The sequence below is a fragment of the Chitinophaga jiangningensis genome (genome assembly GCF_900142605.1).
GTDB classification, from domain to species: Bacteria; Bacteroidota; Bacteroidia; order Chitinophagales; family Chitinophagaceae; genus Chitinophaga; species Chitinophaga jiangningensis.
This window is the reverse complement of record NZ_FRBL01000009.1, coordinates 248,074-265,763: the sequence shown is the minus strand read 5'-3', so window position 1 is coordinate 265,763 and position 17,690 is coordinate 248,074. Positions and strand designations below refer to the sequence as shown.

Annotated in this window: 5 protein-coding genes; 2 read left to right on the top strand and 3 right to left on the bottom strand. The window is 50.9% G+C overall.

Annotated elements, in window-relative coordinates:
• Positions 1-3 precede the first annotated feature (3 nt).
• Complete coding sequence (recC, locus tag BUB18_RS23375; protein ID WP_073085703.1) at positions 4-3,201, bottom strand: exodeoxyribonuclease V subunit gamma; 3,198 nt, start codon at positions 3,199-3,201, stop codon at positions 4-6.
• A gap of 9 nt (positions 3,202-3,210) precedes the next feature.
• On the bottom strand, positions 3,211-5,013 hold the full coding sequence (recD, locus tag BUB18_RS23370) for an exodeoxyribonuclease V subunit alpha (RefSeq protein ID WP_073085701.1): 1,803 nt from the start codon (positions 5,011-5,013) through the stop codon (positions 3,211-3,213).
• A 468-nt stretch (positions 5,014-5,481) separates the two neighbouring features.
• On the opposite strand from recD, the gene BUB18_RS29490 reads away from it, so the two are divergent.
• Both BUB18_RS29490 and BUB18_RS23360 read left to right on the top strand, forming a co-directional pair.
• Positions 5,482-16,086, top strand: coding sequence for a T9SS type B sorting domain-containing protein (locus BUB18_RS29490; RefSeq protein ID WP_178372193.1), 10,605 nt, complete (start codon positions 5,482-5,484; stop codon positions 16,084-16,086).
• Positions 16,087-16,117: 31 nt separating this feature from the next.
• Positions 16,118-17,098, top strand: coding sequence for a PorP/SprF family type IX secretion system membrane protein (locus tag BUB18_RS23360; RefSeq protein WP_073085696.1), 981 nt, complete (start codon positions 16,118-16,120; stop codon positions 17,096-17,098).
• Here BUB18_RS23360 and BUB18_RS23355 read toward each other — a convergent pair.
• Complete coding sequence (locus tag BUB18_RS23355) at positions 17,095-17,670, bottom strand: RNA polymerase sigma-70 factor (protein WP_073085695.1); 576 nt, start codon at positions 17,668-17,670, stop codon at positions 17,095-17,097. The two genes, BUB18_RS23360 and BUB18_RS23355, sit on opposite strands and share 4 nt — an antisense overlap.
• Positions 17,671-17,690 lie beyond the last annotated feature (20 nt).

The following is a 17,690-nucleotide window of genomic DNA, read 5'->3' as shown; positions in this document are numbered from 1 at the left end:
CGCTTATTTATAATAATCCGGAAAAATTTCTGCCAGTGGTTTTATCACCTGTTCACACAGCTGCTTGTATTTGTCGCTCAGCCCTTCCTGTTCGAAGTAGCCGTTCTCATACTCACTCATCACGTACCTGTCGCTGTTACTGCGTTTGGAAGGATCCAGGTTATCCTGTACCAGTTTGGCAAAAGTTTTAGCGTCTATCTTTTCAATTTTTTTAGGTTCTATATTGAACTCAGGGTAGAAGGGCAGAATTTCCTGCATCCCCTGCTGGTAAATTCCGATGAGCTCACGCAAACGGCTAAACGCTGTTTCCCTGGAAACAGGCGTGGCCACAAAAACTTTTTCTTTGGCACTGCCTGAAATGAATAACAGGCCATGCAGCTCACCGGCTGCAACACCCGCCAGGTAAGTAATATAGGCGTCGATCAGGTTACGGGCTTCATTTTTTGACCAGGAAACTTTAACCAGGTTTCCGTCGTAGACTTCGTCGATACTGCATTTCATCAGTACGTCATCCACCAGCAGTTCAAAGTCGAGTCGTACGGACACTTTGCCCGCTGTGCAGGCCTCATGCAGTGCGCGCACGGGGTGTACCGTGTCTTCCACCTGGCGGATGGCCACAAATGCCATGTTGCTCAGCGGCAGCTTTCCTTTTTTAACCAGGGTGGCCTGTGTAGCGGGAGATACGCCCTGTACAGGCAGCAGCGTATTTTTCAGGCTCCATTGCTGCAGCTTGTCCAAACTAAAAATCTCCGTTTCATTCAGCAGGATAGGGTCATCATTCAGGTAGATGCCAAGCACTCTGTTGTAATAAGCCTTGAAAGGATTTTTAAAGAAGCCGGTGAGCATATCCAGTGTGAAATCCTCCATCATAGGCATTTCTACCTTCTTATGTGGATTGATGAACGGATATGTGGCGCCGGCATTTAAATTAAGGTAGCTGTAAAGCCCTGTGGCCGGCTGGTTGTACTTCCTGCTGAATTCCTGTAAGGGTTGATGGGTAACCATCGCTTTGCGTATGGTACCCGTTGTATCCTTGGCGCCCGACTCAATATAATCCAGCAGTTCGTCCACCATGGCCGACGGGGGAATGCTCGTGTTATCTTTTACATTGCGGCCTACGTAGCTGATGTAGAGGTATTCCTGCGCGGAAATGATGGTTTCCAAAAACAGGTGCTTGTCGTTTTCCCGGATGTTACGGTCGCCACGCTGCGGCTGTTTCGACATAATATCGAAGCCCGATTTATTTTCTTTCCTTGGAAATTTATCATGGTTTAAACCCAACAGTGCCACTACTTTAAATGGAATGGAACGCATGGGAATGAGCGAGCAGAAGGTAATACCGCCGTTGGCAAACAGGCTGGTGCGCGTAGCACCGCTGATCACGTGGAGTAAACTATGCACAAATACATTGAATGGAATAGTATCTTCCATATACTCATGTAATATGTTGAAGTCCGTGAGCTGCTTGATCAGTGAGGCATAGTCTTCGTCTGTTTCATCCTGTTGCTCAAAGATCAGGCTATGCAGCACCTGCTCGGTATAGGTGACCCATTCAGTGATGGTGCGCAGTTGCCGGCGGCCTTCTATGGCGTTGATGAGCACCTTCGCAAAATGGCAGAAGCGTATGATGTCGTAAGCGTCTCTGCCTTCTACCAGGTCCAGCGGGAAAAAGCTTTCCAGGTCGTGCCCGTACTCAGCTTCGCCGCTCATGCAGATGCCGTACATAATCCGCTGCAGGCCATATTTCCAGCTTACATAATGCGTTTGATCATCGCGGGTGCCATCAATACCGAAACGGATATTGGCCGCCTCGATGATGGGGCGGATATACACGGGGTCCTGCAGGTTAAAACGGTTGCGGATATACGAAAAGTCGAGCAACTGCATCACCGTTTCGGCGGTGAAGTTCTCCTCATCAAGGGTTAATATCGCCTGCAGGGCGTTGAAGATATTATCCGTGTCGTTATAGCTTTCATCCGCAATGGTGTAGCGGAATTTGTAAGGTGCGTGGTTAAATACCGCTTTGATATACGGTGCATAGGCATCAATATCGGACACCATTACTACGATGTCGCGGGGAGAAAGCAGCTCCTTGCGCTGGTCGGAGAGGTGCACCAGGTAGTTGTACAGCGCTTCCACTTCCCGCACCGGTGTGTAGCAGGCATTGATGGTAATGGAACCATCGCGCACGTCGTTCATAGTAAGTTTATGGCGACTCGCAGTGGCACTGGTGAAAATATCGTGTTGGATTTTATGCAGCAGGGTAGTAGGCACTGGCGGCGTAACACCCACTTCTTCATAAGCATTGATGAAATTATCATAGGCGAAAAACAGGCGGAAACTATTTTGGATCACCTTGCCCCAGCCGGTGAGCAGGGCGTTACCAACGGTGGCTTGCTCTTCCAGGTCGCGCAGACCTTTAGCACGCCAGCGTGCCAGCTGTTTTTCATTGCGTTCCTCAAACCAAAACACGCCAGGGGCGGGGTTGAGGATGTGGAAATGCACGTCTATTACGGCGGACAGCTCATGCAGTATTTTGATGTGATAGGCGGTGAGGATGGACAAGCCGAAAACATGCACGGCAGGGATTCTTGCCTGTAGTATGGCGTGTTTTTCCTTTTGCACAAGCACGTCGAGGATGTAGTTACCGATTAAGGTTTTATCGGGAAGTGCATCGCCGGAGAGCTGCTTTACCCTTGCCCACAGCCATTCCTGCCATTCTTCCGTTTGGAGGGTGGCGGGATCGCCCTGGCTCCAGGTCTGTATCATTTCCGGGCGGTATACCTGGTACTGATCGAGTAAATCCGCTACTTTTTCTGCCAGCACCATTTTTTTCAGGTTGCTTTCTTCGCCATGGTCGAGGTAGTAGTTGGCTACATCCGGATATTGGGAGGTAAATTCTTTTTCGCCCAGCAGCTTAAATATCAGCCAGCTGAGGTTTTGGGACGACATCACCTCAATACTCGGGCCACCCAGCCACATGTACAGGTAGAAGAGCAGGTCATTCGGTTTCAGAAAACGGGAGTTGGCTGCAATCCCCTGACGGTGGGCCTGTTGCAGTTTCAGCCAGTTGTTCATCCCCTCTGTTTGCGTAATGATATAGTGAGGGTCAAATACGCCATTGCCGGCCTGCCGGAGGTCGTCGATTAACCCCTTTGCCAGGCTGTTTAACGAATTTGAAACCTTCAGATATAATGCCATAGTCGTTTTTTAGTTGTTGCCAATCTCCGTAGCAATGCGGGTGTTAACCCCGGAGCCCCTGTTCACAAATTTCTGTGCTGCCGTGAGCAGCGTTTCTGCGCTGCCCTGTACGTATACTTTGTTTCTGGCGCGACTCACGGCCGTATATACCAGTTCGCGGGTGAGCAGTGGCACTTCGGTGGTGGGCAGTACTACCAGCACTTTACCAAATTCAGAGCCCTGGCTCTTGTGGATCGTCATTGCGAAGGCGGTTTCCGCGAGGGTCAGGTATCCCGGAAAAACGCTGATCAGTTGACCATCGGTGTCTTCGAACCATGCCATCAGTACTCCGTTTTCATCAGGGCGGATAATGCCCGTGTCGCCGTTGAAGAGCCCGTGCTCGTAGTAGTTACGGGTGAGCATCAGCGGTCTGTTTTCGTAGAAGGCGGAAGTAAGATGGATATATTTTTTATCAGAGAGATATTTTTCTATACGTCGGTTAATGGCCGGCAGACCTTGAGAGCCGTCGCGGATGGCCACCAGCACACGGAGTTCATTCATTTTTCGTAAGGCCGTAAGCGTGTCCTTTTCCTGTATGTAGGAGGCGTAGCCGGTGATGAACTGCTCGAACAACTGTTCCGAATAAGTGGTGTCGATCACTACCTGTTCATCGGCGCCGGGGGCCATCATGTCGCGAATTACGGCGGTATTATTCTGAATGAGTGCCTTACTGAATTTGCCGATGCCGGTATGGCCGCTGAAGCGGCGGCTCCGGCGCAGTTCCACCACGTGTTCGAAAAGTGGGTGTGTGGAAGTAGCAATAGCGGTAATCTGTTGCGCCGGTGCGGCGAACTGATTGATCAGTGCGGCCCGCGGAGCGGAAAAGTAGTTTAGTGTTTCCTGCGCCTGGCAGAGGTCCCCGAAGAGGCTACCTGCCTCCACGGAGGCCAGCTGGTCTTTATCTCCCAGCAAAATAATGCGGGTATGCGGGCGGATGGCCGCGAGTAATTTGGTGAACAACGCAAGGTCTATCATGGAGCACTCGTCCACGATGATCACGTCGTAATTGAGTGGATTTTCGCTATTGTGCCGGAAATAGGGCGTGCCTTTTACCGGTTTAAGGAGCCGGTGTATGGTAGATGGTGCCAGTTCCCGGAATTTAGCTGCGATGAGCGGGTCTTTCGGGATGGCGGCGTTGCGTAAACTTTCGGCCATCCTGGCGGCGGCCTTGCCGGTAGGGGCCGCCAGGGCAACCTTTTGTTCCGGATCTATGGCGTACAGGATGGCGAGGATTTTGGCGACCGTTGTAGTTTTACCGGTGCCAGGGCCACCTGTGATGATGGTAAAATTATTCAGTATGCCTGTGATGGCGGCTGCCAGCTGCCAGTCCACCGGATCATCGTCCGGGGTGAGGTCGGTTGCCGGGGGAAAGAGCTGTTTTACCAGTTGGCGCTGTTGCAATAATGCCGCGGCTCTTTCTGTGCGCAGTGGCTCTTCTGCCACGATTAGGCTGCGGATATATTGCAGCAATGCTGTTTCGTATAGGTAATAGCGTTGCATATACAATTTATCCCGGTGTAGGATAAACGGTTTATTGAGCGTTTCCGCCGTACCAATGAGTGGCTGATGGGCCAGCACGGCAGGGCCGTTGTCGCGAAAGCTGTAGTATTCCGGGAGCTGTTCCTGTTCCGCCTGCAGCTGGGTCAGGTCCAGGCAAATGTGGCCTTCACTGAGCTTTTTGGACAACAGGTACAAAAAAGGTTTCAAATCCGGCTGTTCGAAGTAATCAGCAAACTGCTGATGAACGTCGTTGATAGTGATTAAATTTCGCATACTTTTTATCCTTCGGGAGATCAGGTCCCGCCTTTACCAGCCTCATTTCAGGGGCCGTGCATTCTCAGTCAGGAAATACCTGCCAAATTAACTTTTTACGGGGACGTAAAAAAATTTAGTGCCGGGAACGAAACGGTTGTACCCGCGGCGCTGACATCTCCCTAAATAAAAATATTTTATACCGGAGCAGGCAGGCAGGATGGGGGAGATTGAACAAAAATGACTTACGGGCTGTTTTTATGTTTCGGTACCGCCACTGAATACACGTCGTTTTTTTATTTGCGTACCGTTCCTACCATAGCATACAGCATCAGCACCATCCCATTTGAGCCGAATACACCGGCAGGATGGATTACGTTACACGCAATCATTCATTTATCCGCAGGACGGAAACGTTCTGGTAAGGTTAGTGACCATCGTGTGCTTAATCCATTCGCCGCATTTTCCATAGCACGAATTGGTATATGCATGCAGAAAAAATTACTCATTCTTGTAGCTGCCTTATTGTTTTGTTTGGGCGCCAGTGCGCAATTAACGGTTAGTATTTCGCATACAAATATCAGCTGTTCGGGCAGGACAGACGGATCAGCTACAGCCACTGCAACAGGTGGGATTCCTCCTTATAGTTACTCCTGGTCCAACGGTGCCACCACGCGTACGATCAGTGGGCTGGCGCCTGGTTTATATACCTGTACGGTAACGGCGCTGGGAGGAGCCACTGCCAATGCTTCTGTGGTTATTACCCAACCTTCGGCTATTACTTTCACTACTTCCGTCACGAATGTTTTATGTTATGGAGATGCAACCGGCACTGCTGGTGTAACTGTCAGTGGGGGAACACCGCCATATACCTATAACTGGCAGCCATCCGGCGGAACGGCTGCTACTGCCAGTAATCTGGCTGCGGGAGATTATCGCTGTGTGATCATCGATGCCAATGGATGCGATGTGGTGGCGAATGTAACGGTGGCCGATGGCACGCCCATTTCATTTACCACAGCGCAGACGAATGTATTGTGTAAAGGGCAAAGCAATGGTACCGCTACGGTGAATGTGGAGCCGACGGGAGGCCCATTTACCTACAACTGGCAACCATCCGGAGGTACAGGGGCTACCGCATCTAATTTAGCTGCAGGTACTTACACCTGTACCATTACCAATAATGCCGGTTGCGACACCACGGTTACCTTTAACATAACGGAGCCAGCCGCCGTACTGAGTGCCACAGCCACGCATACGGATGCACGTTGTTTTGGGGGTAGCACCGGATCAGCCACCGTCAGTGTAACAGGGGGCACGGCGCCATATACCTATAGCTGGTCGCCAGGTGGAGGTACCAACGCTACTGCCACTAACCTGGCAGCTGGCACTTATACCTGCAATATTACAGATGCCAATGGTTGTACCACCAGTGCTACTGCCACCATCGGGCAGCCGGCCGCTGCGCTGGCTTCTACCACCACGCAAACAGACGTACTTTGTTTTGGTGCTTCCACCGGCTCCGCTACCGTGAGTGTAACGGGTGGAACGGCGCCATATACCTATAGCTGGTCTGGAGGCGGTGGCACTGCGGCCACAGCCAGTAACCTGGCAGCAGGTACCTATACCTGTACCATTACGGATGCCAATGGCTGTAAAAATTCGGCTACAGTAACCATTACACAGGCTGCCCAATTAGTGCTGAGCAGCACACAAACAGATGTTTTGTGTAGCGGCAACAGCACCGGTGCGGCTACCGTTACTGCCGCAGGTGGCGTGGCGCCGTATACCTACAGCTGGTCGCCTTCCGGAGGAACAGGAGCTACCGCCAGTAACCTGGCAGCGGGCACCTATACCTGTACTGTTACGGACGCTAACGCCTGTACGAAAAGTATTACGGTAACCATTACGGAACCTGCGGCACTCGCAGCTACTACCACTAAAACAGATATTCAGTGCTACAATGATGCTACCGGCTCTGCCACCGTAAACGTAACCGGTGGTGTAACGCCTTATAAATACAGCTGGTCAGGCGGTGGTGGCACAGCGGCAACAGCTGCTAACCTGAAAGCCGGCACCTATACCTGCACCATTACTGACGCAAATGGATGTATTATTACTGCGGATGTAACGGTAAACCAACAGCCACAAATTACTTTTACCACCTCCCAAACCAACATTGCCTGTAAGGGTGGTACAGCGGGTTCAGCATCCGTATCCGTAAGCGGTGGCACACCGGGCTATACCTATAGCTGGTCGCCAATAGGAGGTACTGCCGCTACCGCCAATGGTTTACCAGCGGGTACTTATACCTGCCTGATCACCGATGCCAATGGCTGCGATACCACGGCCACGATTATACTTACAGAACCTCCTGCCTTAACGGCGACGGCCACTAAAACCGACATCACCTGTAACGGCGCAAGCGATGGTACCATCAACGCCATTGTTGGCGGCGGCGTGGCGCCATATACCTATAGCTGGGTACCTGGCGGTGAAACCACGCCAACCGTGAGTGGAGTAGGGCCTGGTACCTACACCTGTATTGCTACGGATGCTAATGGTTGTACCATTACCGGTACGGTGTCGCTGGTGGAACCCACTCCGCTCACCTGCACCTCCTCCGCCACCAGGGTGAGTTGCAACGGAGGTAATGATGGCACCGTAACGGCAGCGGCAACAGGTGGCACGGCCCCATATACCTACAGTTGGTCCACCGGTGCTACCACTTCAACAGTGGAAAATCTTACTGCCGGTTCATATACCTGCACGATTACAGATGCGAAAGGCTGTACCTGTACTACGAATATTACAGTATCACAACCGGCTGCCTTGTCGGGCACTACTTCGGATGTAGATGTGAGCTGTAACGGGGCCGCCAATGGCTCCGCTACCGTCCACCCGAGCGGCGGTACATCTCCCTACAGTTATGCCTGGTCAAACGGTGGTACTACCCAAACGATCAGCAATCTTAGTCCGGGAGATTACACTGTAGTAATCACAGATGCCAATGGTTGTACTTTCAACGTAACCACGCCGGCAACCATTACAGAACCTGCTACGTTAACGGGCAGCTCTACCCATACTGATGTGGGCTGTAATGGTCAGAGCACCGGTACAGCTACTGCCACCGCCAGTGGCGGCACGGCACCATACAGCTACCAGTGGACGCCCAGCGGCGGTGCTGGTGCAACAGCTACAGGACTTGCTGCGGGCACCTACACTTGTAATATTACAGATGCAAATGGTTGTACTACTACCACTACCGTCACCATCAATCAATCCACCTCGCTCAGTCCAAACTTTACCGCTACGAATGTAAGCTGCAAAGGCGCTGCTGATGGTTCGGCCACAGCGACGGTAACCGGTGGTACCGCGCCATACACCTACAGCTGGGTGCCGGGTGGTCAAACCACGCAAACCATTACTAACCTGGGCCCTGGCACTTATACCTGTACGGTTACGGATGCCAATGGTTGTGCGGTACGTCAAACAGTAGAAGTAATTGAACCGCCATTGCTGGTAGCCAGAGATACACTCGTTAGCAATGTTTCCTGTAATGGCGCCAATGATGGTATTGCAAAAGTAACACCATCAGGAGGTACCGCGCCGTATACCTACAGCTGGTCGCCGGGAGGCAGTACAGCTGCTACGGCTACTGGTCTGGCACCGGGTACCTATACCACCACGGTAACTGATGCCAACGGTTGCACCGCCACTTCCTCCGTCACCGTTACGGAGCCGGCAGTGCTGGATGAAACCATTACTTACCACAATACCACCGGCGCCGGTAATAATGATGGTGCGGCTACGGCACATCCAACGGGTGGTACTGCGCCGTACACGTATAGCTGGTCGCCTTCCGGAGGAACCGGAGCAACAGCCAGTAACCTGGCGCCGGGTACTTACACCTGCACCGTTACTGATGCCAATGGCTGTACAACTACTGAAACCGTAACGATCACTGATCCTACCGGAACAGGACTGGGCGCCTATTCCAACCATACCGATATTTCCTGTAACGGCGCTGACGACGGCACCGCGTCCGTAACTGCGTATGGTGGTACACCGCCGTATACTTACAGCTGGTCGCCCGGTGGTGCTACTACTGCCACTATCACCGGTTTAGCGCCTGGCACGTATACCTGTGTCATTACTGATAATGCAGGCGCTACTCAAACAATTTCTGAAACGGTAGTACAGCCATCCGCACTAACGGCTACGGCTACACTGGGTTCCAATGTGTTGTGCTTCGGCGGTAACCAGGGAGCCGCTATAGCTACAGCCAGCGGTGGTACCCAGCCATATACCTACAGTTGGAATAATGGTAGTACGAACGACACCATTGCAAATCTGATTGCAGGTAATTATACAGTGACCGTCACCGACGCAAAAGGATGTACCGCCACCTCCAGCGTTTTTGTTGAAGAACCTAACCAGGTGGTGGCTGTGGGCAGCGGCACCAACGTTACCTGTAACGGCTATAACGATGGTATTGCTACCGTAAATGTAACCGGTGGTTTCGGACCATATACCTACAGCTGGTCCGGCGGTGGTGGCGGTGGTCAAACGGCTACCGGCCTGGCACCGGGAGATTATATCTGTACAGTAACGGATATCTATGGTTGTACCGATACTGCGCTGGTAACAATTACACAACCGACCGCATTGGTAGCCGGCGGGGAAACACGCAATGTTAGCTGCAACGGCGCGGCAGATGGTATGGCACGTGCACTGGTAACCGGCGGCACCACACCGTATACCTACAGTTGGGTGCCGGGTGGTCAAACCCTGGATTCTATTAATAACCTGGCGCCGGGTACATACACCGCGTTTGTAACAGATGCAAACGGATGCCAGGTGATTGGTACCGCTGATATCATGCAACCTGCTGTATTAACCGCAGGTACTACTCATACTAATACCACCTGTAACGGAGAAACGGACGGTACGGCCACCGCATCCGGCAACGGTGGCGTGGCGCCGTATACCTACAGCTGGTCCACCGGTGCAACTACTGCCACTGTCAGCAATTTGGCGCCGGCTAACTATACTGTAACCGTAACGGACGCCAATGGCTGTACGGCTACTACCAGTGTAACCATTGGTGAACCGGCGGTTGTTTCTGCCGGTATTAATAAAGTGAATGTTTCCTGTAACGCTGGTACAAATGGCAGCATCACGCTGAACGGCACCGGCGGTACAGCACCGTATACCTACAGCTGGTCCAATGGCGCTACCACTGCAAGTATCACCGGACTGGCAGCAGGTACCTACACCTGCACTATTACCGACTCAAAAGGTTGTACCGGCACCGTAACGGTGGATATTACCGAACCAGACGCGATCACAGCGGTGGATACACAAACCAATGTTTCCTGTAATGGATTGTCCGATGGTATCGCCAACCTGGCGGTTTCCGGCGGAACGGGTCCGTACACCTACCTCTGGGCGCCTGCAGGCGGCACCGGCCCTATTGCCACTGGCCTTGCTGCCGGCAATTACACCTGTACGGTAACGGATACACGCGGATGTACCGGTATTATAAATGTAACCATCACTGAGCCGGACCCACTTACCGTTACTACCATTCAAACAGAAATATCCTGTAACGGCGCTGCGGACGGTAAAATGGTACTGGTACCGGCCGGCGGTACTGCTCCGTATACATATACCTGGTCAAGTCCGGGAACGGATTCGATATTAACAGGGCTCACACCCGGCACGCATCAGTTCCGCGTGGTGGATGCCAATGGATGTGCGCTTAACCAATCATTCAATGTAAATCAGCCACCGGCACTGACCGCTACTTCTTCTCATACAGATGTTTCCTGTAACGGTGGCAGCAATGGTACCGCCACGGCGGTTCCTGCGGGTGGCAGGGTGCCTTATTCCTACCTGTGGGCGCCTGGTGGTCAAACCACTGCTACCGCCACGGGCCTGACGGCTGGCACGTATACCTGCACCATCACTGATTCCAGCGGTTGTACCACCACCACCAGCACTACGGTAGGCCAGCCTACCGCACTGGCAGTGGTAGTGGCTAAAGCAAATGTGACCTGCAACGGGGCAGGGGATGGTACGGCGGGGGTAACTGTGTCCGGCGGCACCAGTGGTTATACGTACCTCTGGTCTAATGCAGCTACGACTGCTGCTGTTACTAACCTTATACCAGGCATCTATACCTGTAAGATTACGGATGCGAATGGTTGCGATACCACTGTACGACTCACCATCACCCAGCCGGATTTAATTGCGTTTACCACTACACAAGTGAATGTACTTTGTAATGGGGCCGCTACAGGTTCGGCCACAGTGGCTGTTACCGGTGGTACCGTACCGTATACTTATAGCTGGTCGCCTTCAGGTGGCACTGGCAGCACCGCCACGAACCTGCTGGCGGGTACTTACACCTGCACTATTACCGATGCTCATGGCTGCGATACTACTCTGGATGTCACTATTACAGAGCCTGCGGCTATTACGTATACTACTTCTCAAACGAATGTGGATTGTAATGGTAACAGTACCGGTACGGCCTCCGTGGTGGCTTCCGGTGGGGTAGGGCCATATACCTATAGCTGGTCGCCTTTCGGCGGCAACGGCGCTACGGCAAATAATCTAACCGCGGGTGTGTATACCTGTGATATAACAGATGCGAATAATTGTACGGTTACAGCTTCTGTAACGATCACGGAACCTAATCAGCTGCAGGTAACCAGCTCACAGGTGAATGTAAATTGTAACGGAGAAAGCACAGGCACGGCAACTCTCGCCGTTACCGGCGGCACCAGCCCTTATATTTATGCATGGTCCAACGGTGCTACCACGGCAAATATCAGTAACCTGGCAGCAGGTACTTATAACTGCACTATCACGGATGCACAGGGTTGTACCATCACCACATCGGTTACAATTACACAAAAAACAGCCTTCACCGTGAAGGTGACACCTACCAATGTATTATGTAATGGTGGCAATACAGGAAGTATAGCCGTTGCCGTTAGTGGCAGCACCGCGCCATATACTTATTTGTGGAGCAACGGCGCTACTACAGCTACTGCTAATAACCTGGCGGTAGGTACTTATTCCGTTACCATTACAGATGTCAATGGCTGTGATACCACCGTTACCTCTTCCATCACTGAGCCGGCGCCGTTTGCGGTTACCCCATCACAGGTGGATGTGAATTGTAATGGTGAAAGTACTGGTAGTGCTACGGTAAATGTAACCGGTGCTACCAGCCCGTATCATTATTACTGGTCCAACGGCGCCACTACGGCCACCGCGGCTAACCTGGTGGCGGGTACCTACACCTGCACCATTACGGATGCCAATGGCTGCGATACTACCGCCTCTTTCACCATCACTGAAAAAGATGCATTAGCACCGGTGGTCACACAAAGTAATGTGTTGTGCAATGGCGGTAATACCGGCCGTATTGCGGTAACGGTAACCGGTGGAACAGCACCTTATACCTACTCATGGAACAATGGTGCTTCCACGGCGATTGTGCTTGGATTAACAGCAGGTACCTATACGGGCACCATTACGGATGCCAATGGTTGTGATACTACTGTCAGCGTAATTATCACGGAGCCACCGGTAATCACTTTCACTACTTCACAGGTAGATGTTAATTGCAACGGAGGCAATACCGGATCGGCAACAGTAAATGTTTCCGGAGGTACCACACCATATACCTACGCGTGGACAAATGGCGCCACTACCGCCACTATTAATAATCTGACCGCAGGCACCTACACCTGCACCATTACCGATGCTAATGGTTGTGACACAACAGCCACCTTTACCATTACAGAAAAGGATGCTGTAACGGCTACGGTTAGCAAAGAGAATGTATTGTGTAAAGGTGGTGATAACGGCAGGTTGAACCTTACAGCTACCGGTGGTACGGCACCATATACCTACTTATGGAATAATGGAGCTACCACACCAATTATTATCCGGCTGCAGGCAGGTGTATATACCTGCACCATCACGGATGCAAATGGCTGTACCGGTACTGTTACGGATACCATTACAGAACCTGACCTGTTGACTTATACTACTTCCCAGGTGGATGTAAATTGTAACGGCGCTGCCACCGGTGTGGCTACCATCAATCCGGATGGCGGCACCCGCCCTTACACTTTCCTTTGGTCCAACGGCGCCACCACCAGGATTATCAATAATCTTACCGCAGGTACGTATACCTGTACCATCACGGATGCCAATGGCTGCGATACCACGGCTACGTTTACCATCACTGAAAAAGATGCACTCACCGCAGTAGTAAGTAAGGTGGATGTATCCTGCCATGGTGATAACTCCGGTAGTATATCCCTGGCTGTTAGCGGAGGCACGGCACCGTACACTTATGCATGGAGCAACGGCGCCACTACCGCCACCGTCAATAACCTCACTGCCGGCGTCTACACCACTACCATTACGGATGTGAATGGTTGTGATACCAGTTTAACTGTTACCATCACCGAGCCGGACCTGCTTACCTTTACTGCCACACAGGTGGATGTAAATTGTAATGGAGACAGCACCGGTTCCGCAAGCGTGGCTGCGGATGGTGGACTAAGGCCTTATCAATACAGCTGGTCCACCGGTGCTACTACGGCCAGTATCACCAACCTGAAAGCAGGTACCTATACCTGCACTATCACTGACAGAAATGGTTGTGACACCACCGCTACCTTCACCATCACGGAAAAGGCGGCAGTAACGGGCACGGTTACACAGGATAATGTACTTTGTAATGGAGGTAATACAGGCAGTATTACACTTACTGCCACCGGTGGCACCGCACCGTATACCTACCTGTGGAGTAATGGCGCCACTACTGCTGCTATCAGCGGATTAACCATCGGTACCTACACCTGCACCATCACTGATGCAAACGGATGTACCGGTACCGTTAGCGCTTCCATTACCGAACCGCCGGTATTAGGATTTACTACCAGCCAGGTAAATGTCAATTGTAACGGTAGTAATACGGGTAGTGCTACCGTGAATCCTGAAGGTGGCAGCAGGCCATACAGCTACCTGTGGTCAAATGGTGCTACCACAGCCACTATCAATAACCTTACAGCCGGCACTTACACTTGCACCATTACCGATCGCCTGGGTTGTGATACGACCGCATCGTTTACCATCACGGAGAAAGATGCTGTCACCACGGTGATCACTGTAGATAGTGTGTTGTGCAACGGCGCTAGTACTGGTCGTATATCCCTGGCTGTTAGTGGAGGTACCACACCATATACTTATCTGTGGAGCAATGGCGCTACCACTGCTACCATCAGTAACGTGGCAGCAGGTACCTACACCGCCACCATCACAGATGCAAATGGCTGTGATACTACCGTTAGTGCTACTATTACCCAACCGGAATTACTGCGCTTCACTACTAGTCAAACAGACATTAATTGTAACGGAGGCAATACCGGATCGGCAACCGTAACGCCTGCAGGCGGACACAGTCCGTACACCTACCTGTGGAGTAACGGGGCCAGCACCGCTACCGTCAACGGACTCACAGCCGGTACTTATACCTGTACCATTACAGATGCGAACGGTTGTGATACTACCACTACCATTACCATCTCACAAAAAGCAGTAATTGCTACAGCTGTTACACAAACCAACGTACTGTGTAATGGCGGTAATACGGGTACCGTTACATTAACGGTAACAGGCGGCACTACGCCATACACCTATAGTTGGAGCAACGGAGCTTCAACATCTACCGTAAATAATTTAACGGCCGGCAGCTACAATTATACCATTACAGATGCTAATGGCTGCGATACCTCAGGTACCGTAATTGTTACGGAACCAGCAGTACTGGCCGCCACCGTTACTCGTACCAATGCTGATTGCGGCACAGGCAATAACGGTACTGCTACCGTTGCCGTAACCGGCGGGGTACTACCATACACATACCTGTGGAGCAATGGCGCCACCACTGCCGCTATTACTAATCTGAGTGCGGGTAATTATTCCTGTAAGGTAACAGATGCCAATGGCTGTGCGGTGGAAGTAAATACCATCGTAATGGCTGCCAGCCTGGAAGCATCTAAACTGGTAACCGATGCCAGTGGTAATAATATGGCAGAAGAAAATGAACCGCTTACCTACACCATCCGTGTACGTAATACCGGAACGGTTGCACTCAGTACTATTGCTGTTACTGATGCAATACCTGCACATACCACCTTTGTAAGCGCGAACGCCGGTACGGTAATAAATAATGTACTCACCATTAATGATACCAACCTGGCCGCAGGGCAGCAGCGTGACTATGTGTTCACTGTAAAGGCCAATGCAGATCTACAGGGCGTAACCAAAATTGATAACACGGCAGAAGTAAGGGCCAATGCCGGTGGTACAGCAGATTGTATTATCAGGCCATTTATTGATATACCCGTGTTAAGAACTGCACCGGTTCAGGAAGTAGACCTGGGCATTGCCAAACAAACAGAAAATAAACCAGTGACGGTGCCCGACAGGTATGATTATACGATTATTGTTAATAATACTGGTGCAACTGCACATCCTGTGATCATACTGGATACACTGCCGGCGGGATTGACTTACATCACCAGTATTGCCAGCAAGGGTGTGGCCAGTTACAACAACAGTAACCGCGTACTCACCTGGACGCTGGATTCGCTGCCTAACAACGCCAGTGAGCTGCTTACCCTGAAAGTACAGGCGGATGCAATGGGCAATATCGTCAATACCGTTTCCGTAACCAGTCCTCAGGTAGATAAGGATCTATCCAATAATAAAGCCTCGGTAGTGAAGGAAGTGATTCCATTCCATATTCCGAATGTGATCACGCCTAATGGCAGCGGGCAAAACGACAGGTTCGTGATCAAAGGACTGGAGCTCTATTCAGAAAATGAAATCCTGTTCTTTAACCGTTGGAATGCGAACGTATACCACCAGAAAAACTACCGCAACGACTGGGACGGCAGCGGCCTGAATGAGGGTACCTACTTCTATATTCTGAAAGTGAAAGACAGTAATAATGTTTGGCATACCTATAAAGGGAATGTGCTGATCTTAAGAAAGTAAGTCATTATTGATTATAGTTAAATCGTAAGCTATGAAAAAGAGCCTGATGATGTTGTTACTTTATATTGGTTGCGGACTATCCGCAAACGCACAACAGGATGCTCAGCTTAGCCAGTATGTTTTCAGCGGCTTATATATCAACCCGGCATATGCAGGCTACAGGGAAACCTGGAACATCAATGCATTTTACCGCAACCAGTGGACCGGTTTCCCGGGTGCACCACGGTCGGTGGCACTGGCGGTTGACGGTGTGGCGCGTGAAGGCAAATACGGCCTTGGACTCAATATGTCCAACGATGAAATTGGATTGCAGGGTACCACCAACCTCTACGGCAGCTTCGCCTTCCGGATACCCATAGGCGCATATGAACTGGAAAAGCGTTTATCCATTGGCGTTAGTGCTGGTTTTATACAAAGCAGGATACGGGTAGATGAATATGATCCTACTGATCCGGTTGACAGTGATCCATTACTCCATAACTCACTCCGGAATAAGTTTACTCCCGATGCAAGGTTTGGGATATATTATAGCTCCAATACCTTTTTTGCCGGATTGTCCGTTGATAACCTGCTCACCTCCGCCTATGATGCCAAAAAAGACCCCGGGAATATATTTGCGGAGCGTAAAGTACACTTGTACGCTACAGCAGGTGCATTACTCACTTTTTCGGAAAATCTGCAATTAAAGCCTGCTATGCTGGTGAAGGAGGATTTCGCAGGCCCCACCAGCCTGGATGTAAATGCCTTTTTAATACTCAAGAGTATGTTCTGGATCGGCGCCGGCTATCGCACGGCCATTTTTCAAAAGGAGCGGATTCAGAAGGACCTGAATAAATCCGGTGCTATCATAGGCATGGCACAGGTGTTTATTGCTGATAAAATACGTTTGGGCTACGCTTATGAATATACAACGAATGTAGTGGGGATGGGAGGGTATCCCACGAATGAAATTTCAATCAGCTATTTCTTCAACCCTCCACGGGCGAGAGTGGCGTCACCAAGATATTTTTAAAGTTGGGATGTTTTCCGGGAGTTGACGCGCAGCTGTGTGACAGTCATAATTTTCTTCACGGCAATGGTCAGTTGTGCTTCCACCGTTTTAACGGATAAATCCAGCAATGCCGCAACTTCCTTATATTTCATGCCATCTTCCTTGATCAGTTTAAAGATCAGCCGGCAGCGGGGTGGGAGACTGGCAATGGCAGCAGTGAGTTGTTTGGCCATTTCTGCGGAAATCATAAGTTTCTCCGGATCAGCGGTGATCTGTACCATTTCACCCATCACGGTGCTGATGTCGGTGGTGTATTTTGCCTGCTCCTTATTCAGTTTGGTAACAGAATCATTTTTTACTGCTGTGTAAAGATATATGTCCAGGTTGTGAATGGCGGGCAGTCGTGTACGCTTGTGCCACAGCATTACCAGGGCATCATTGGTAATTTCTTCTGCCAGCTCTTTTGTTTTAACAATAGAAAAACTTAGTCGGAACAAACGGATAAAGTAATGCTGATAGATCAGCTTAAATGCCTGCTGATCATCAAACATAACAATCTTCTCAATTAATTCACTAATAGCGATTTTGGTCATCTCGGCTGTAAAGTAATCAT

Coding starts and splice junctions, on each gene's coding strand:
- recC (WP_073085703.1), bottom strand. CDS start 3,201: ATGGCATTATATCTGAAGGTTTCAAATTCGTTAAACAGCCTGGCAAAG.
- recD (WP_073085701.1), bottom strand. CDS start 5,013: ATGCGAAATTTAATCACTATCAACGACGTTCATCAGCAGTTTGCTGAT.
- BUB18_RS29490 (WP_178372193.1), top strand. CDS start 5,482: ATGCAGAAAAAATTACTCATTCTTGTAGCTGCCTTATTGTTTTGTTTG.
- BUB18_RS23360 (WP_073085696.1), top strand. CDS start 16,118: ATGAAAAAGAGCCTGATGATGTTGTTACTTTATATTGGTTGCGGACTA.
- BUB18_RS23355 (WP_073085695.1), bottom strand. CDS start 17,670: ATGACCAAAATCGCTATTAGTGAATTAATTGAGAAGATTGTTATGTTT.